The following is a 19,668-nucleotide window of genomic DNA, read 5'->3' as shown; positions in this document are numbered from 1 at the left end:
GGGTTAAACAGGTTTCATATGGTGCCGACGCGCATTCCGCCATCCAGCGGGATCACCGCAGTATTGAGATAATTGGTTTTACAACTCGCCAGAAACCCGACAACTTCCGCCACATCATCTGATGTTCCCCAACGTCCGACAGGCACAATGGAACGTACGATCTTATCTTCCGCTGCTGATTCCATTGGGCTTGAATTGACAAACTGTTCCAGCATGTCAGTTTTGCAGACCCCCGGAGCAATCGCGGTCACGCTGATATTAAGAGGCCCCAGTTCGCGCCCCCAGGATTCAGTAGCAGAAATCAGCCCCGCTTTTGATGCGCCATAGGCCGCACCACCCGCCGCGCCCCAAATACCGGCAATCGAGGCAATGTTAATAATGCGTCCGTATTTCTGCGCTGCCATGTAACGGACAAAAATCGATGTGCAGTTAAAGGCACCGGTCAGGTTGACATCTATCATTTTGGCGACTTCCGGTAATCCCTGACCTGACAGGCAGAAAGTCCGGTGAATAATGCCGGCATTATTCACCAGTACCGTGATCGTTTTACCCCATGTTTCAGTGATCTGTTGTGCGGCCTGCTCAACAGAGGCGGGATCAGTGACATCCATTTCAAATATCGCCAGAGATTCCGGCTGCCCGAGACGCTCCTTAAGGAGCGTCAGTTTTTGGATGCTGATATCTGTTGCAGCCACCTGATAACCGATATCCAGCAAAGTTCTGGCAATCGCGGTGCCGAATCCTCCACCAGCCCCGGTGACAACAGCAATCTGCCGACTCATCCGGTGATCCCTTCTTTAAAAGCGATATCAATCACTTTACGGGCATTTTCCATGGCATCGAAAATCCGCTCTTCGAAGAAACGCACGTCATCCTGTGACATCAGCAGATTGGGGTACATGCGGGATAATGGAGAGAACTGAATGCCATAGCGTTTGGAAATTTCACGGATGATGATGTCGCAGAATTTGACTTTATCGCTGTAACCTTCAGTAGACATAACCGGTGTATTCTGAGAGTGATACACCAGCGCCGTCGGCATACCCTGCACTACCAGTGGTAAATCGACCGCTTCTGCGGCTTTCACAAAGGTATTCGAAATCTGGCGCATGATATCGCCCATCCGGTCATAACAACCGGGATCCTGTTCAATCAGGCTGAAAGTGGTTTTAATGGCAGCTAGTCCGAGTGGATAACCGTTGAAAGTCCCGGCGTGAATAACTTTGCCGCGGGTATAGAGATTCATGATATCCCGACGTCCGGCAATGGCCGAGATTGGCATGGCTCCGCCTCCCAGCGCTTTACCAAACGTCGCCAGATGAGGTGTCACACCCAGTATTTTCTGTGCTCCACCCAGCCCGATACGAACGCCGGTAATGATTTCGTCGAAAATAAGCACGATATTGTATTTTTCACACAGTGCTTTGGTTTTCTCCAGATAGCCTTCGACCGGGAAAATACCCCCGCCATTAATGCAGATCGGTTCCATCAGAACGGCACCAATTTCATCGTGGTAGCGCTCTATCGTCGCCGTCAGAATATCAATATCATTCCACGGCAACATAAAAGACTGATCCGTCATCACGTTAGGATCACGTCCCAATGTATCCAGCAGATCACCCTTGAACTGCTCCGGCACCGGATACGTCAGATCCTGTTTCTTACGCCAGCCCATGATATTGTCTGCATTACCGTGATAGTGACCGTGGAAGCGGATAAAGCGGTTTTTACCACTAAAAGCACGGGCGAGACGCAGCGCATTTTGTACAGCTTCGGTTCCGCTCAGGCAGAAACGCACCATTTCAGCACAAGGAATATGTCTGACCATCGTTTCACAGACAGCAACTTCCAAATCACAGGTATCAACGGAAGTGACTTTATTCATATATTCGATCAATGAGCTGTTGTAAGCCTCATTGTGATGCCCGACCAGTAATGCACCGAATTTACAAAACATATCCAGATGTTCATTACCATCCAGATCCCATACACGGGATTTTTCCCCGCGATTAAACGGGATGACTAACGGACGCTCAGGATCGCCAAAGTTATAGTGCGATCCTCCGGGCATCAGATCCCAGCATTTCTTATAAAAGCCTTTTGAGTTATCCAGACAGAGTTTTGTTGAAGCATCCATAGATTCTTTACTCCTCACCTTTGATTTTTGATCAGGTTCTGTTTTTTGATTAGATTCTATTTTTTGGTCAGGCATTTGTTTTGTAATGATTTTTTCTGCAACGATTTGTTCTGTAACACACTGTTTTGAACTGTATTGCCCGTGACTCAACAACAGATGCTGTTTTACCTGTTCAGGTACAGCAACATTGAGTAATTCGAGTAATGCTATGCGGGTAAGGCAGGCCGCCCCATTCATCAGAAGTCTGGCTATATCGCTGACATGCCGGTTTTCAACCGCCTCAAAAGGAGTGCCTTTCAGCCATTCATTCATGGCCCCCATTGCTGCACCACACCAGATTTGGTAATCCATATTGCGCACAGGATCGCCGGTAATCGCCCAGCGTGACGACTGACCGAGATACCACTGGAATACCAGCGCCATTTTTTTCTTCGGCTGTTTTTCTGCTTTGGCGATAATGTCGGGCTGATGAGTTGAGTGGAAATAATCGATGGTTTCTTGCCAGATATCTGACAGCGGTTTATGAAATATCTGTTTTTCCAGCAGAGTTATTTCTTGCTCTGGCAAGTCATCCAGACTGTCATACTGTTTATACAGGCTGTACAGTTTCTGTGCCCGTACGGCATACATGCTGCCTTGTTTCAAAACCTGTACTTTGGCACCCAGCTCAAACATATCCGCTGATGGCGCGGTAGCAACGTCACTGATACGAGCCTGCCCCAGCATTTTTTTCACGGCAGAGGATGTTCCTGCTTCCACACAACTCTGATTGACTGAGCCGGTGACAACGTAAGCCGCTCCCAGTGCGAAAGCGGCCAGAATGGCATGGGGTGTCCCCAATCCCCCTGCTGCGCCGATCCGCACCTGATAACCGATTTGGCTTTCATCTGCCGCGATTTCATCCCGTAGCTGTACAACCGAACGGAAAATACAGGCCAGTACGCCCTGATCGGTATGCCCGCCGGAATCACCTTCTACGGTAATATCATCTGCCATTGAAACCTGACGGGCCAACTCAACCTGTTCAGTCGTAATCAGGCCGTCTGCCCGCAGTTTTTGCAGCAGATTTTCGGGAGCCGGGCGCAGAAAATGTTGGGCGACTTCCCGACGGGAAACTTTCGCTATCAGGCGATGGCGACGCAACACGGAGCCATCTGGCTGTTGAGCCAACCCGCTGACACGATAATAAACCAGTGCCGGACTGAGATTGATATAAGCTGAAGCCTCGATTACCTGCACCTGATTTTCTATGCACAGACGCACACAGGCCATTTCCCAGTCCGGATTACCGGGGTTATGCAGCAAATTTACCCCGAACGGCCCTTCCGGTAATGCCTGCCGAATACGGGCAATCGCTGCGGTAATCCGGGGAATTCGCAAACCACCGGAACCAAAGATCCCCAGAATTCGTTGCCGCCCCAATGCAATAACCATCTCTTCAGAGTGGATACCGTTTGCCATTGCACCGGCATAATAGGCGTAGTCCACTCCATAATCTGCCATAAAACCGGCATTCCCCAGACTGTCTGCCGTTATTGTAGGCAGACTTCCCAGAACAGTAAACGGGTCTGTTATTGGTTCATCCGTTGATAGCAATGCAATAGAAGTGCCGGATTTAACTACCCTCAGTTCAGTGCCCAAATCCTGCAAACGGGAAACGCTTTCCATCGACAGGCTGTTTTTTGACAAACTGTTTTTTAACGAGCTTGACGCAATAGTTCTCGGCTGATTCATTTTGCGGCTTCCTGTTCCGGCGCTGCCGTTTGCTGTGGCTGACGACGGATGTACTTCACCCCCATGTTGTCACTGATACCCACGACATTGCCGCGATAAAGGGTTTCTGCGATGAAAAACAAGGTGATTGAATCCAGTGTGCCGTCCTGCTGTTTATCAGCGGTATAGCGGGCATCAATGGATTTACAGGTCAGCCGGAATTGCAGTACATCCCGCGTGCATTTCACTTCACCGCGGAATTTGGCGCTGGTCGTATGTTCTGTCAGTGTTTGTGCTTCCAGATCAGGCAGAGAATGCAATCCGAGATAGAACAAGTAGAATTTCATCAATTGCTCTGAACCTTCTACCAATAGTGTTCCCGGCATGACCGGATCATTTTTGAAATGTGCCCTGAACGCCCAGTGTTCAGGATCGATATCAAACTCCCCCACTATCTGCCCCAGACCAAATTCCCCGCCCATTTTGTCAACGCTCAGGATCCGGCTTAGCATACGGGTATCCGGCGTACACAGGTTTTCGCTATGAGTGCGTCCATAGCGGGAGCCGAAACAGGCAGACAAATCCCCATTCATGACATGAGTAATATCTTGTTGATTAAATGTGGTTTTGTCGCAGTGCAGAAATGCGCTGGGCAGGAATTCAGCATACGATGGTATTTTCTGTACCTGTCTGTCTGGTGATGACTTATCCGTTAATAAAAGCGTGAAGGGATTTTCCGTGATCGCAGCCCTGGCTTTGGCAAAATAAGCCTTACTGTCAAATGCACCCGCTTTTTCGATTTCCTTACGGCTAAAGAAACCCGATGTGGCGACCAGCCGGAAAACCAGACGCTCCCCCACATAGCAAAGATATTCATAACCCGCCAGAAACCGGCTTCCTACCCGTATGACAGAAGTGATATTGACACGTCCGCGCAATACTTCTCCGGCTTTCGGCATTTCGCTGTAAATTGTCGTACTACAGTCAACCGCGCGGTAACAAAGCTGTCCTTTGAACAACATGTCACAACCAATCACGGTAAACGCGACAATCATCGCATGGGATGATTCCAGCGCGACGAAGGAAGGAACGCGGCCATTAACGGCATACCACGCATTTTCAGGAATATCGTATTCCCATTCGATGTAACAAGGTTCCAGCTTGTCTTTAACCGCAGAAAGCCCCGTAATACGGGAAACAAACATAAACGGAGGGGATGGCATACGGGTACGGATCGGGTAGTTATCGACTTCGGCATAATCCGCTCCCAGTATTTTTGCCACGCTCCCGTCGGTCAGCTCCAGTAATTGATGTTCATCAAAAATGACAGGAGCAGCCACTGCGGTTTTCTCAGCCATTGGCGACGCCTGATTGACTGATTCTATCTCAGTGGATTGCGCTAAATTCTGTTTTATCAGTTGATAAAATGTCTGTTCCAGTTGCAGATAACACAGCTGAGTACGGGCATTGCGTATGAAATGGTTTACTTCCGCTGGTGGAAGGGCTTTTTGAGTAGTTTCAGCTTCTTTTGCTGATACGGCCTGTTGTTGTGCAGAAATGGCTCTCAAAGGTGCAAATCGGGCTAATGTCTGCTCATTGAGAATAAATTCTTCTACTGTTTTTTCTCGTGCGGTATAAGTCGTCACTTTCAGGCCCGGCTGATTTGATACCGGCGGCGGTGTCAGACGTGCGCGTTTTCCGTTTTGTGGTTCACTTAAAATGACATGGCTGTAAGAACGGTCAATACCTAAGTGACTGATGGCAGCACGGCGCGGGGCACCCTCTGAAGCAGGCCATTCCTGAGTCTGTACCGGTAAATGGAATTTACCCGCAGCATGCTGGGCCAGTGTCTGTCTCTGAGGATAATCCGGTAATATCGGCAAATAACATTGCGTCAGTTGCAGGGCGGATTTGATAATGGCGAGCAAACCCGCAGATGCCGATAAATGGCCATAATTTGCTTTCAGCGTACCAATGGCCGCAGTGGGTTTTCCGTCTGGTGCGCCATAAACCCGCTCGAGTGCGGACAGTTCCGTCTCAATCTCGCCGGATCTTCCCCCGGCATACAGTTCAATATAGCCAACCTGATCCACACTACAGCCCGCAGCAGTCAGGCTTGACTGTGCAGCAGCAACAATCGCGTCTTCATTTATCCGGAAATCAAGTGAATGATCAGGTACGTAACTGATGCCAATGCCATCCAACATGGCATAGGACGGCGTTTTCTCCTTGATGACATCCTGTTCACGCTTGAGGACAATCACTCCTCCCCCGTCCCCGACTATCTGATTTCCATGATCGGATTGGTGATCCCACAACACATTTTCCAGACTGCCACCAAAACTGCTGCTGGCAATCATGACTGCATCCACGTGCTGTCTGCTCAGCATAAACTGAGCCAGTTCCAGTGCCTTAAACGGAGAACTTTCTTCGTTATAAAGCGTAAAGGCCGGGCCATTCAGTTTCAGATGTGCAGCCAGACGGCTCGCCACAATATTACCAATTCCGCCGGTGATGCCTTCGGGATAAGGTTTCGGGAACAGGCTATCTTTAACAATTTCCTGCAATGCAGTGGTATCTTCTGCCGATAGCTGAATGCCGTGGCTCGCTAAACTTTGTTCCAGCTGCCAGCTGATTTCATTACGTATCTGATAACGCAGGCAGCTGTAGTCAATTCCTCCCGCCACAATGACAGCGATATTACGTTTGCTGCCATCCAGCTGATATCCCGCATCAAGAAAAGCCCGCTCCGCAATTGGCAACAAAAACAGATGGCAGCTTAGATGCGCTCCGATAACATTGGGCGGTAATTTGAATTTCCTGCAATCAACGTCAAAAGTTTCAATATAGGAGCCTAACGGTGGCTGACTGATCCCGCGCATCGCCAGAATATCCGGGCGTTTTTCCATGCCAATCCAACGGGTTTTCGGCAGCGGATAAAAGTGTTGGGTTCCCTGCTGTAACGTTTGATCCAGCGTCTGGTTATCTTCCGTTTTTGCCAGATGAACACCAATACCAACAATCGCCAGACGTTCCGTTTTCTGCATTTTTTGCATCTGGGAGGGGATACAGGCGGATCGCCGTTCAGGACTATCTTCACTGATGACCATATGCCCGTTGACGCCACCAAAGCCAAAAGCATTAATACCGGCTCTTTTGGGGCGATGACGCTCAGGCCAGGGTCTCGCCTGCCGTACGATATGACTGATATTAAGCTTGCCTTGCGGTGTCGATACCAGTTGATTAACCCGTGGCGTGGCGGGGATCAGATTATGCTGCATGGCTAACAGCACTTTCAGCAGACTGCCCATACCTGATGCCGTCAGCATATGGCCATTGATGGCTTTATTAGCACCAATTAATGGAATGTTTTCACTTTCATCAGAATTTTTACTGCCACCAAAAAAGGCTTCAATCGTTGACAGTTCGATTTGATCGCCGATATTGGTGCCGGTAGCATGACATTCAATATAATCAATTTCCCGCAGACAGTTCTGATAGGCCCGCTCCAGTGCAATATTCTGTCCCTGTTGATCCGGCACCAACAAATGTTTAGTACCAGCATCATTAGATAACCCAATGGCTTCAATCACCCCATAGATTTTATCGTTATCACGAACCGCATCTGAGTAACGCTTAATAGCTACAACGCCAACACCTTCACCGGCTTTTACTCCTTTGGATGATTTATCAAAAGGAATAGAATCCCCTTTTTCCGGGAAAACCTGCAATATATTAAATCCGTGATCGATATAAATATGATCCACATGGCAGATTGAGCCAACCAACATCATGTCAGCCTTATGACTGAGAAGATAATCCGCTCCCAGTCTGATGGCATACAATGCCGATGCACAGGCGGCATCAAGGCAATACCGAGGCCCGGCCAGCCCTAATGCTAATGCTGCAATTGTGGCGTTATAGCCACCGGTTATTAAATTCTGCTCAGAATGATTAGCCTGAGGCCAGAATTGTTTAAACTTAAAATCCGGCTGACCAATTAATTCCCTGATATAAGGCTGTAATATTTTATGATAAAACGGATTCATTAATTGTTTAGTGGAATGAGTCGGCATACCGATACTGCCAAGAATTAATCCGGTTTTTTGCAAAATATTTTTATGCTGGCGATAGCCACTATCATTTAATGCCTGATCTGCGGCATAAATTGTCCATTTAAATAGATCATCCAGTGTATTTAATTCTTCTTCCGGCAAATGATAACCTTTGCCATCAAAATGAAAATCACGAACATGACCATTATTAATATAATTAATTGTGTCAGGTTTAGCCGCTTCAGAAGAATAATAACAGGCCGGATCAACACCTAATTCCTGAGCTGATAAAGGGGTGGAACAATCTTTTTCATGTAATAGATTATCCCAGTATTTTTCAGGGGAATCCGCGCCGGGAAATAAACATCCGACTCCAATAATAGCAATATGTTCCATAAAGGAGAGACTCCTTAATATGATAGCGTTTCCCTGAGCGGATATTTTCGCTCAGGTCTATTATTTTATTATTTACAAGCCATAATTATTTTTTCTATACACTTCGTCTTTCAAGGTGCTTTTTTGTCGGTCACATTCATTTACCACTACGACGCACCCTGAAATCTGTTGAAATATCATGGTGTCATTTTTTTCGGGGCCATATACATTCTTCCACCAATAGTAATCTGGCGTGTGCGGGAGTCGCAGAACTCACGGACAAAACGCTGTACTCCTTCTTCAAGCGGGATAATCACCATATTCTGAGCTTTATAGGCCCGCTTAAGAACATCGCTGACCATTCCACCATCCCACGGCCCCCAGTTCACTGAACGGATTATCTGTTTGTTTTTGTTCCGGAACGGCAGGTAAGCAAATTTATTCAGTATTTCATTCGCCAGTGAGTAATCAGTCTGCCCCGCATTACCAAAAAATCCGGCAACTGATGAAAACAGGATGATATGGCGCAAAGATGTGCAGTCTAGTCCGCGACACACATTTTCAAGCCCCCTTACTTTGGCATGAAAAACTGAATGCAGATCGGCCAGCGTTTTCTTTTCGATCCGCTTATCCGCCAGATTACCAGCACCGTGAATCAGCCCCGTTATCTGACCGAATTGCTGCTGTGCTTTCTCCAGTGCAGTTTTCACTTGTTCCGGCACAGTAATATCACAATGCAGATATATCACCCGTGCCCCCACCTGCCTGATAGCCTGTAATGTGGCATTAATCTCGTCAATATGGATCAGGCGGCTTAGCATGTTATTCACTTTCACCGGTGTCGGCTGAATACCTTGTTCCTGAAGGTAGTCAATGGCTGCGGCTTTACGTTCAGGCAGTGTTGTTTTACCTGCTGACCATACCGGCAGCGGTGCGGTAATATCAGTACGCCCGAGCAGGATAAACGCCGCCTGACTCTGTTTTGCCAGTTCAGTAATACAGTGTGCAGTTATGCCGCGGGCACCTCCGGTGACAACCAGAACATCGCGGGGGCTGACCTGCATCTCGGGTGTCACTGAGAGTGCTTTTTCTTCCCTCAGTGCTAATGTCATGCGTTCATTATTCACGCCACGCCCGATTTCGCCCATCTCAGTCCGGTTGTCCTGAAGTTCTTCCATCACTATTTTTGCCACATCGCTGTCTTTGACTCTGACATCAATGTCTACTGTCCGGCAGAAAACATTAGCCCATTCAATGTTCAGCGATTTTGTCAGCCCGGTGATACCCGCAGAAACGACAGGTAAGTATTCACGGCCAGAGGTCAGCAGTTCGCCATCCCCCCGCATAATTACCATGAAATACCCCGATCTTTTCCCATCACCGGTAAGACTCCCTTGCAGGCGTTTAGCCAGCAGAAAAGTTGTCTCAACTGAACGATAATCCTGCTCACTGAATACTTCAGCCAGCCCCTTAACTTGCTGTTTGACCGCCTGTAAATAGATAACGCCGTCAATAGGGCCATGTTGCTGTTCAATATCTGTCAGGGCGGCATCCAGTAGCGATTCATCGCTCATTAATGCCTGATCCCGTCTCAGTGACATAATAACGACCCTCTGGCCCTGCGCTTTCAGTGACTCAGCAATACTATTCGCACAAGTATTCGCACAAGTCGAACCGGCTGTTTCTTCATCGACGATCAGCCAGCATTTCGGGGATGAAAAAACATCCTGCAAATGCTCCGGCATCGGCAATGCTTGTTTGACCACGGCAAAACGGGAAACCGGCGAGGCAGCAAAAGGGTCTTTTTCAGTTTCTTTGTTCAGTGCTTCTTTATTCAATACAGTGTGATGATTCAGTACAGGCTGAACCGCAGAGGTTTCTATCCGTTGCGATTCAGCCAACTGCTTTTTTACATTGGCACTCGCAGATGATGTCGTTGATGTAACGAACCCCAGAGAGCGTAATTTATCTGATTTCTCGTCTCTGTCCGCCACTATTTCTTTCTGCTGCTTTTCAACAGGATGGCTCTCTGTCAGTGATGAGGATTGCTCAGATCCCAAACCATTATCCCTGCTATATAAGGCAGCAATCGCTTCATCAACCATCTCCCTGAAGAAGCTACTCATTCTGGCGATAGTACTCAGTGAATCGACTTCGAAGTTTTCCAGGTCTTTATTTCTTGATGTTTCGCCGTACAACTCCAGGTTTGCCGAGAAGGCATCAAACATGGCGCCAAAAATTTCCAGCCGTTTGATGGAGTCAATCCCCAAATCGGCTTCCAGATCCATTTCCGGGCTGATCATATCTTGCGGATAACCCGTTCTTTCACTGACGATATTAACCAGTTGGCTGATAATGTTTTCTTCGGTGATCTGATCAAGACGCCTGACCAGCTTTTCTATTTCCGGAGTGAGTTTTTGTGCTTTTACTTTGATTTCAGCCTGTTCCGGCTCTGGCTTAACAGGCTCATTGGCAGGTTCGGAAGCAGCCATTGATACCATCGGCGCAACCGGCATTTCCTCGGTTTCAGGCAATTGAGGCATTTCCGGCACGACTGGACGTACAGCCACAATCTCTTCCATTCTTTCTGCTGAGTGGATGTTTGTCTCTGTTGTCGAAACTGGTTCCACAGGCTTAACCGGAGCAGAGTATTTCACAGTCGGCGACGTCACATGGCTAACGGATGGTGATGACTTAGGCGATGATGGCATAGACGATAATGACATAGCAGAAGTTACCTGTCCGGACTGGAACAGACTCTGCTGAGTCATGAAATAACGCTCGTGGTTGGTATGGTACAGTTCAAGATTTTTATCCAACAATTGAACACTCTGACTCAGGCTGGAGAGCATCACAGGCAGATTCTGATGATCCCGGCAGGTTTCCATCAAACTGTATTGTTTTTCCAACAGCATACTCAGCAACTGAATATATTCTTTCTGATTTGTCTGGAATTGCTGATGTAGTTGGCTCATCACTTGCTGGGCCTGCAACAGTTCATTTAGTGTGTCGGCATTCAGGCTTTCACTTATTTTATTATTCTGTTCCATAGGGTTATCTCGTTTTTGAATAATTGTCAGTACGTTCTGTCGGATAAATTCGGCTGAAACGGGCTGGTTATGCTCTACCATTTTTTCGGTTTCAATCTCGCTTTTAAGATCACTTTCAGCGATAACTTCGACTCTACTTTCAACTTCATAAACAGGGGGACTTTCAACTTCTGCCTGTACAGGCAAAGATCCTGCGATAAACCGCTCAACAACAGCATGGTCGCCAACACGTAAGGCATGCTGACGCCGGGCTTTATTTTTTTCAGACAGGAAGAAACCGCCACTTAATCTGAATGTCAGACGTCTGTTCTTTTCTTCTTCCACAGGCTGAATACGGACATACCGGTTGATATCCCGCAGTTTTACACCTTCTGCCAACAAACGGGCCTGAACACGGGCGAGTTGTAATCTCTCCTCCCCTTTATCGGTGGGGTTAGTTGAAATCACGGTGTGCTCACGATTTTTCAGAATATCGGACACGAGTTTGCCCAGAACACCTTTGGGCCCAAACTCAACAAATAAACGCCCTCCTTGTTGGTAGATTGCTTCTATGGTCTGGCGGAATTGGACGGGTTTTATCAGCTGCTCTGCCAGCAATTCTTTGATCAGCTGAGGTGAGCGGCTATAAGGTTCTGCCGTTGCACTGGAAAATAACTGGCATTCCGGTGACTGAAAGTTAATATCCGCCAGATATTCACGATAAGGCTGATAAGCGGGCTGGATAAACCGGGTATGGAAAGCGGCAGATACCGGCAGAATACGGCAATGAATGCCCTGTTTTTTCAATTCATTATGCAGCTGATTAATCTGAGCAGTATCTCCTCCGAAGACGACCTGCTGTTCAGAGTTATCATTGGCAATAATAACGCCTGTATAACGGTGGAGTATTTCTCCACGCCGGTCATGAGGTAATGATGCCGCCAGCATCGCACCGGCATCAGAACCTGTACCACAAAGCTGACTCGCTGATGCGGCGGCTCTGCCTCTGGCAAGGGAAACCCGATGAAAATCTTTGTCGGAAAGCACGCCCGCTGCCCAAAGTGCCGTTACCTCACCATAACTGTGACCCGCCACAAAATCAGGCCTGAACCCCATATTTCCCAATATATTGAAATAACCGGCACTGACTGCACCCAGTGCAGGCTGAGCATTAGCGGTATCTGTCAGCCGCTGCTGCTGCCCGGCATATTCTTCATCTGAGAAAGCCGGAACAGGGTAAATGATCGGGGATAATTCGTGACCTGATTCACTGACGGCAACATCATCCAGCACTTCCAGTGCCTGACGCATTTCAGGATAGTCATTGGCAATATCCCGCGCCATATTGACATATTGCGAACCCTGACCCGGAAACAGAGCAACGATTCTGCCATCCAGCATTTTTCCTTCAGGCTGATAATAGATCCCGTGAGGGTGTTCCCAGCCTTCTGTACTGTTTTTCTGTAATTGCCTGATCGCAGTGGAAAGCAGCTCCACCGTTTGCTCTGTCGACTGAGAAACGAACAGTATTCTGGCCTGATGCCGCTGTAAATTATCAATATCCTGTTGTTCAAGATGCCGGCGGATAGCATTTTCCGCTGAACCACGGGTAAAGAGGGATAATGTGGCTTCACACTGCTTAAGTAACTCAGCGGAGTTTTCCCCTTTAAGCAGCACAACCCAGGGGGATTCATTCAGCCGATAACGGCCATTTGCCTGTTTCTCGTATTCTTCCAGAATGGCATGAAAGTTAGTTCCGCCGAAACCAAATGCACTCAGTGCCGCCCGGCGTGGCGCATTTCTGACCGAACGTAGCCACGGTCTGGATTCACTGTTGACATAGAACGGACTGGTTTCCGACATCAGCAAATCTGTCGGTTTTTCCACATTAATTGTGGGTGGTAATACCTTATGGTGTAATGCCAGTGCCACTTTGATCATAGAAGCAGCACCAGCAGCGCAACGGGTATGCCCAATCTGGGATTTGATACTGCCGATTGCCACCGATTTCGGCGGAAGCTGAAACTCCCCAAAGACTGCGTGCAAACTCTTGAGTTCAGTATCATCACCGGAAGCGGTGCCGGTGCCATGTGCTTCAACGAGCTGAATATCAGCCGGCATAATACCTGCACTGGCATAAGCCCGTTTCAGTGCTTTTACCTGCCCTTCCAGACGGGGTGCAAAAATACTCTTTGCACGGCCATCACTGGAGGCTTCTACTGATTTGATGACTGCATAGATTTTATCGCCATCCAGCTCTGCATCTTCAAGGCGTTTTAGCACCAGCATTCCCACACCATCCCCCAGCATCATGCCATCAGCACTCTGATCGAAGGGGCGGGATACGTTATTTCTCGATAAGGCAGGTGTTTTACTGAAACACAGGAAAGAAAAAATGGAGTTTTCCAGATTGACGCCGCCCGTCAAGACAGCATCACAACTACCGGAATGTAATTCCCCGATAGCGGCCTTGATTGCGGCAAGACTGCTGGCACAAGCCGCATCCACCATATAGGATGTCCCGCCAAGATCAAAATAACTGGCGATCCTGCCGCAGGCCACATTACCCAAAAATCCCGGAAAACTGTCTTCGTTCCATTCCAGATACATTCCGTGCGCACGTTCAATAATTTCATCAGCGACTTCTTCGGAAAGACCTGCCTTTGTCATGATTTCACGCAGATAAGGGGCCTGTTGGCGGGCAGCCAGCGAAAATGATGTATTGCCGTTGCCACCACCGCCTAAAATCACACCAATACGATCACGGTCAGTTTTACTGTTTTGCTGATCCAGCAAACCAGCATCCTGCATTGCCTGTTTAGCCACATACAAGGCAAATAACTGAGCGGTACTGAGTGAATCGAGAATAGCAGGAGGAATTTTAAATTCTACCGGATCAAAATCAATCGCGGGCACAAAGCCGGCTCGATGACCATAAGTTTTATCAGTGGCTGTCGGGTCTGGATGATAAAAGTCTTCTTTTTTCCAATATTCTTCTTTTGACACCTCCGTGATATCGATCAGCGAATCCTTTTTACCTATGATGTTTTCCCAGAATTGATATAAATTCGAGGCATCAGGGAAATGAGTTGCCATCCCGACAATCGCAATATCTCCATTAATTTTTCTGTCATGCAAAAAATATGTCCTGGACATACATCCCTCGCGTTCTGAATAAAGCAATCCCATATCCAGCGCATATCTCATGCACTGTATTGAGTGTTTTCACTGCTATCAGGAATATCATTCTCAATCTATTGAGTATATTTCCGAATATGTATTCAAATACCCGCAGCCAAAATAGATTAGCAAGATATTCTGACAAAAATATTAATTAAACCTTTTCGGATAACGTTTTTGATCTTCCTCTTAATAATCCGGCTAATGAACCCGCTATAGCAGCCGCTGCTCCGGCAATTGTTTCAATAACTATTATTTGTATCAGAGAAAAATGCTCAATCGATAAAAATTTAGATGCAATAAAAATTAATGTTATAACACCACCACTGAAGATATGAATGAGAAAATACATTGAGTATTCATCAAGCTTATCATCTTTTTCAAAATGTAATAAATTTGCTTTAATATCGAGGATAGCTTGTTTTTGTGTGACATAAGCTATCCATAGAGAAATAATATAAGATGTTCCGCCTGCGCTGAAGGCGACCACTGAAACGGTAATTACATCGGTAAAATTACCACTCTCGGCACGAAAATAACCATATGCCAATAAACCTGCAATCGCAGTACCAATAATTGCCCAGGGCAAAAAATAATTAAATATTATATGAGAATCGCTGTCTTCTTCTTTTACTTCACCTTTTTCAGCGGAGAATAGCTGACCATACAGTTCAATAGCGTAATATTTAAGTCTGGATACAATGAAACAACTTGAAAGTGATATCAATAAAAAACTGCCAATTAATGCTAACCAAATATTTAATTGTGACGAAATAGAAATACTCTGTAATACAAAACAAAACGGCAGGACCAATATAATATAAAACATAACAGCATAGAGGATAATCAATCCCCATAGCCGATAAACACTGCCATTCTTGTTTATCAGAATACCTGACTTTTTAACATTATTTGATAGAGTCTTATGACTATATTTATCCGGAGCAGATTTGACATTATCAAATATAATCTCAAAAGTAACTGTAACAATAGAAACTAAAGGATAAATAATAAGATAAACACTGGCCGAAGGCGCTTCTCCCTGTAAACCACACAGGAAAAAATAAATTCCGCCAATAATGGTGACATCAATAAAGGTACGCACAATGGCATTGTAAAAATCGGCCATTGTCAGATTTTTTTCGTGATTCAATGAAGCCATAACACTCCCCTAATGAATCTAACCTAAAAGACGAAGCCTATATTAAGTATATTTATTATTTTCTTCATTATAAATTTTATAATGTTTGTCGCTATAAAGATAAACGACTAACGTTTTACGTAACAGGATATTGGTATACCTTTAATCCATTGTTGTTTCAATTTAAAAAATTACTTTAACCTAAGAAAAATCACAAGTTATTCTTTAAAAACAAACAAATAACACCATTTCGACACAAAAAAAGATTAATTAATATGTGATAGATAAAAAATATCAGGAGTATATGGTGAACAAAAAACATGACTTAATGAATGGAAATAAAAAACATCTGGCTTTCTCGCTAAACTGTTAAAGGAAAGGTTAAAAGGTATAGATAAAGTCTGAGAAAAAACATTATCAGATAAAACCACGAGTTATAATTCAGCATTTAAAATAAGATTTTTTGTTTATCAAATATGATCCTTAGAGCTTTCTGATGAGACTGACTTTCTATATAAAAACGGAACTACCTACACTTCTGCTGTAACATTTTTTGCGGGCAGTATGCAATTTTGGAATGGTTTTAATGTAATTGGTCATTTTGAAGGTTTTGGAAAAGGCACAACAGACGGCGAAAGTGCCGGTAAGGGTTACTGGGAATAATATGGTTGCATTCCTACTGGTATTTAGCGGGAGTTAACATCAGATTTTGCTAAGCAGAATGAAGCGTTATGGCTCCATTCTGCTTATACACTTCGTCTTTCAAGTTGCCTCTTTGTTGGCTGCGCTCACTCACCCCGGTCACATAGTTATCTATGCTCCCGGGGTTCACTCCCTTGCCGCCGCAACGCATCTTGAAATTCATTGCGTATATACGCAATGGAAAGGGAATATTTATTGGATCAGGATAGATCTTTATTACGTGACAGCCAAAGAGAAAGGGCCTTTAAAGAATCTGGCGTAAATTCATCACATCGGGATGTAATTTCTTCAGGTGATAACCAGTAAACCGCAGATACCTCTTCTTCCTGTAATGCAAATGGCCCGCGGCTGACACAACTAAACAAGCCTCCCCATATACGGCAAATTTCTTCTTCGTAATAGAAGATGCCATGTTCAGCAAAAGGAATTCCCGCAATTCCCAGTTCTTCCTCTGCTTCACGACGGGCTGATTCAAGCAGATGCTCTCCCATCGTAACTACTCCACCCGCAGTTGCATCCAGTTTGCCGGGGTAAAAATCTTTTGTTTCTGTACGGTGCTGAACCAGAATTTTCCCCATGCCATCATGTACAACAATATAAGTTGCCCGATGCCTCAGGTTTTGATTACGCATTTGCTCACGGGTTGCCTGCGCGATGACTTCATTTTCTTCATTGACAATATCAACCCACTCAATATCTACTGATTTTTCTTGAGTCATCTTCAAACCTTTACTAAATAATATATATGCCGACTTTTGTTTCGGTGGAATTTTACAGCCAAACAGGAACAATGGTAATGTAATAAATCTAACATTAATCCCAACGTTATTATTACTAGAGGTTATATGATAGACCTATACTATGCTCCTACACCTAATGGCCATAAAATCGCGCTGTTTCTTGAAGAAGTGGGCCTCCCTTATACGATTTATCCCATCGATATAAGCGCCAATGAACAGTTCACTCCAGAGTTTCTCGCCATTTCACCCAATAATAAAATCCCTGCTATTGTCGACCATCAACCTGCCGACGGAGGAGAACCCTTATCGCTCTTCGAATCAGGTGCTATTTTGCTCTATCTGGCGGAAAAAACAGGGAAACTATTGAGCCAGAATGAACGGGAACGTATCCGGCAATTACAATGGCTATTCTGGCAGGTTGGGGGATTCGGCCCGATGCTCGGGCAAAATCATCACTTTAACCGCTATGCGCCTGAAGTTGTTCCCTACGCAATAAATCGCTATGTCACAGAAACTCAGCGGCTATACAAAGTACTGAATACCCAGCTGGAAAAAACATCTTATCTCGGCGGCAATGAATACAGTATCGCGGATATTGCCACTTATCCGTGGGCATATTGCTATGAATATCAAAAAATTAATTTGCAGGATTATCCCGCTGTAGAAAAATGGTTAGAAAAGATCAGCCAGCGTCCTGCAACGCAGGCCGTCTACAATAAGTAAGCTCTCCAAACTGATTTTTTGCTAGCTGCACTTACCCCGGTAACATAATTTATGCTATCGGGGTCACGTCTTTGTCATCGTGAAGTTGCCCGAAATATACCGGGCCTAATCATTTACCCACGTGAATTTTTCATCTGAAAACTTGATGTCGATAGCAGATAACAGCATATCTCGCTGCTGCGTACATCATCCCTTGCTATAGTCAGCCATTGACTATACTTTACGTTTTTCAGGATACCGCCTAGTTGGTGTACCTGAGAGATCCCTGATATACCCGCTTTTGCTTTGTTCACAAGGAGTGGTTATGCATATTTTAGTTACAGGGGGAACTGGACTGATAGGCCAACGGTTAGTCTATCAATTACTTTCACTCTCCCACTCCATCACTGTTCTGAGCCGGTCTCCACAAAAAGTTTATTCTTTATTTAGTGATCAGGTGGAATGCTGGACGACATTGAATGACCGGAACACTCTGGATGGCTTTGATGCAGTTATCAATCTTGCCGGTGAGCCTATCGTAGATAAGCGATGGACACCAAAACAAAAAGATAAACTCTGCCAGAGCCGCTGGGAACTGACCGAAAAATTAAGTGCACTGATAAGAGCAGGTGAGTCTCCTCCTTCTGTTTTTATTTCCGGTTCAGCCGTCGGCTATTATGGCGATCAAGGGCAGTCCGTTGTATCAGAAGATGAGCCTCCCCATGAGGAGTTTGCCCACCAACTCTGTGAACGCTGGGAAAAACTAGCCTTACAGGCTAAAAGTGAAAAAACCCGGGTATGTTTGCTGAGAACAGGTATTGTGCTGGCAAATCAGGGAGGTGCCCTTAGTAAAATGCTGCCTATGTTCCGTTTAGGGCTTGGGGGAGCTATAGGGGATGGCAGGCAATATATGCCGTGGATCCATATTGATGATATGGTCAATGGTATTTACTATCTGCTGGTCTCTCCTGAGTTGGAGGGCCCTTTCAATATGACCGCGCCCTATCCTATTCATAATGATCAGTTCAGCGCAATACTGGCAAAAGTACTGCATCGCCCTGCTGTGTTCAGGATCCCTGCTTTTGTATTAAAAATAGTTATGGGTGAAGCCGCAGCACTGGTATTAGGCGGGCAACAAGCGATACCGAAGCGGCTGGAAGAAGCCGGATTCGGCTTCCGCTATTTTGAATTAGAAGAAGCCCTAAAACATTTACTGACGGAAAACGTCAGGCAGTATTGAACGCTGACGTTTTAAATACTGATATGTTAAATATTGACAGATTTTGCTCCCTGCCAACGATTAAATAGATCCGCTGGCAGGTCGATATCAAACTGATCAAGCACGCGGTTGACTGTCTGGTCGACAATATCCTGAACAGATTCAGGCCGATGATAAAATGCAGGTACTGGCGGCATAATTACTGCCCCTATTTCAGCGGCCTGAGTCATTAACCTTAAATGCCCCAAATGTAATGGCGTTTCCCTGACTCCCAGAACCAGTTTACGCCCCTCTTTCAAGACAACATCGGCAGCACGGGTGATTAGGCCATCCGTATAGCTATGCACAATGCCCGATAATGTTTTGATGGAACAAGGTAAAATCACCATCCCTGATGTCTTAAATGATCCCGAAGAGATAGAGGCGGCAATGTCACGGTTATCATGTACCACATCAGCAAGGGACTGCACTTCACGCAACGTGTAGTCTGTCTCCAGTGCCAGTGTTTGCCGGGCTGACTGGCTGATTATCAGATGTGTTTCAATATCCTCTACAGGCTGTAAGACCTGTAGTAGCCGAATGCCATAAATTGCACCACTTGCCCCTGTCAGACCGACGATCAGTTTTTTCATGCGCTCCTCAGTAATACCCGAAATAACTCAATGATAGGAATGT

9 protein-coding genes are annotated in these 19,668 nt (G+C 45.9%); 2 read left to right on the top strand and 7 right to left on the bottom strand.

All coding sequences use genetic code 11. The annotated features are described in order from the left end of the window. Window positions 1-14: 14 nt before the first annotated feature. The 6 genes from AACS90_RS18940 to yfcD form a co-directional block, all read right to left on the bottom strand. Entirely contained in the window at window positions 15-782 is a 768-nt protein-coding gene (locus AACS90_RS18940; RefSeq protein WP_099108418.1) for an SDR family NAD(P)-dependent oxidoreductase, read from the bottom strand. Next, the gene (locus AACS90_RS18935) at window positions 779-3,871 is read right to left on the bottom strand and encodes a PfaD family polyunsaturated fatty acid/polyketide biosynthesis protein (protein ID WP_099121125.1); all 3,093 of its coding nucleotides are present in this window, start codon (window positions 3,869-3,871) and stop codon (window positions 779-781) included. The genes AACS90_RS18940 and AACS90_RS18935 overlap by 4 nt, the downstream gene beginning before the upstream one ends. Continuing rightward, the gene (locus AACS90_RS18930; RefSeq protein WP_099121124.1) at window positions 3,868-8,301 is read right to left on the bottom strand and encodes a hotdog fold thioesterase; all 4,434 of its coding nucleotides are present in this window, start codon (window positions 8,299-8,301) and stop codon (window positions 3,868-3,870) included. The genes AACS90_RS18935 and AACS90_RS18930 overlap by 4 nt, the downstream gene beginning before the upstream one ends. Window positions 8,302-8,477: 176 nt before the next feature. After that, window positions 8,478-14,465, bottom strand: a complete 5,988-nt coding sequence (locus AACS90_RS18925) for a type I polyketide synthase (RefSeq protein WP_099121123.1) — start codon at window positions 14,463-14,465, stop codon at window positions 8,478-8,480. A 178-nt stretch (window positions 14,466-14,643) separates the two neighbouring features. Further along, window positions 14,644-15,651: a DUF6347 domain-containing protein gene (locus tag AACS90_RS18920; protein WP_099121122.1), complete on the bottom strand. Its 1,008-nt coding sequence runs from the start codon at window positions 15,649-15,651 to the stop codon at window positions 14,644-14,646. A gap of 881 nt (window positions 15,652-16,532) precedes the next feature. Then, entirely contained in the window at window positions 16,533-17,051 is a 519-nt protein-coding gene (gene yfcD, locus AACS90_RS18915) for an NUDIX hydrolase YfcD (RefSeq protein ID WP_099121121.1), read from the bottom strand. Between the two features lie 126 nt (window positions 17,052-17,177). Here yfcD and AACS90_RS18910 point away from each other — a divergent pair, with 126 nt between their 5' ends. Together AACS90_RS18910 and AACS90_RS18905 are read left to right on the top strand one after the other, a co-directional pair. Beyond that, window positions 17,178-17,795 (top strand): glutathione binding-like protein, encoded by a 618-nt coding sequence (locus AACS90_RS18910; RefSeq protein ID WP_099121120.1) that lies wholly within the window; start codon window positions 17,178-17,180, stop codon window positions 17,793-17,795. 304 nt (window positions 17,796-18,099) lie between these two features. Further along, window positions 18,100-19,014 (top strand): TIGR01777 family oxidoreductase, encoded by a 915-nt coding sequence (locus AACS90_RS18905; RefSeq protein ID WP_099121119.1) that lies wholly within the window; start codon window positions 18,100-18,102, stop codon window positions 19,012-19,014. Between the two features lie 26 nt (window positions 19,015-19,040). Here the strand turns inward: AACS90_RS18905 and AACS90_RS18900 are convergent, their stop codons facing one another. Beyond that, the gene (locus AACS90_RS18900; RefSeq protein WP_099121118.1) at window positions 19,041-19,625 is read right to left on the bottom strand and encodes a UbiX family flavin prenyltransferase; all 585 of its coding nucleotides are present in this window, start codon (window positions 19,623-19,625) and stop codon (window positions 19,041-19,043) included. Window positions 19,626-19,668: the final 43 nt, after the last annotated feature.

The sequence above is a fragment of the Xenorhabdus sp. KK7.4 genome, from assembly GCF_963876465.1.
GTDB classification, from domain to species: Bacteria; Pseudomonadota; Gammaproteobacteria; order Enterobacterales; family Enterobacteriaceae; genus Xenorhabdus; species Xenorhabdus stockiae.
This window is presented reverse-complemented; position numbering and strand designations above follow the sequence as displayed.

Coding starts and splice junctions, on each gene's coding strand:
- AACS90_RS18940 (WP_099108418.1), bottom strand. CDS start 782: ATGAGTCGGCAGATTGCTGTTGTCACCGGGGCTGGTGGAGGATTCGGC.
- AACS90_RS18935 (WP_099121125.1), bottom strand. CDS start 3,871: ATGAATCAGCCGAGAACTATTGCGTCAAGCTCGTTAAAAAACAGTTTG.
- AACS90_RS18930 (WP_099121124.1), bottom strand. CDS start 8,301: ATGGAACATATTGCTATTATTGGAGTCGGATGTTTATTTCCCGGCGCG.
- AACS90_RS18925 (WP_099121123.1), bottom strand. CDS start 14,465: ATGTCCAGGACATATTTTTTGCATGACAGAAAAATTAATGGAGATATT.
- AACS90_RS18920 (WP_099121122.1), bottom strand. CDS start 15,651: ATGGCTTCATTGAATCACGAAAAAAATCTGACAATGGCCGATTTTTAC.
- yfcD (WP_099121121.1), bottom strand. CDS start 17,051: ATGACTCAAGAAAAATCAGTAGATATTGAGTGGGTTGATATTGTCAAT.
- AACS90_RS18910 (WP_099121120.1), top strand. CDS start 17,178: ATGATAGACCTATACTATGCTCCTACACCTAATGGCCATAAAATCGCG.
- AACS90_RS18905 (WP_099121119.1), top strand. CDS start 18,100: ATGCATATTTTAGTTACAGGGGGAACTGGACTGATAGGCCAACGGTTA.
- AACS90_RS18900 (WP_099121118.1), bottom strand. CDS start 19,625: ATGAAAAAACTGATCGTCGGTCTGACAGGGGCAAGTGGTGCAATTTAT.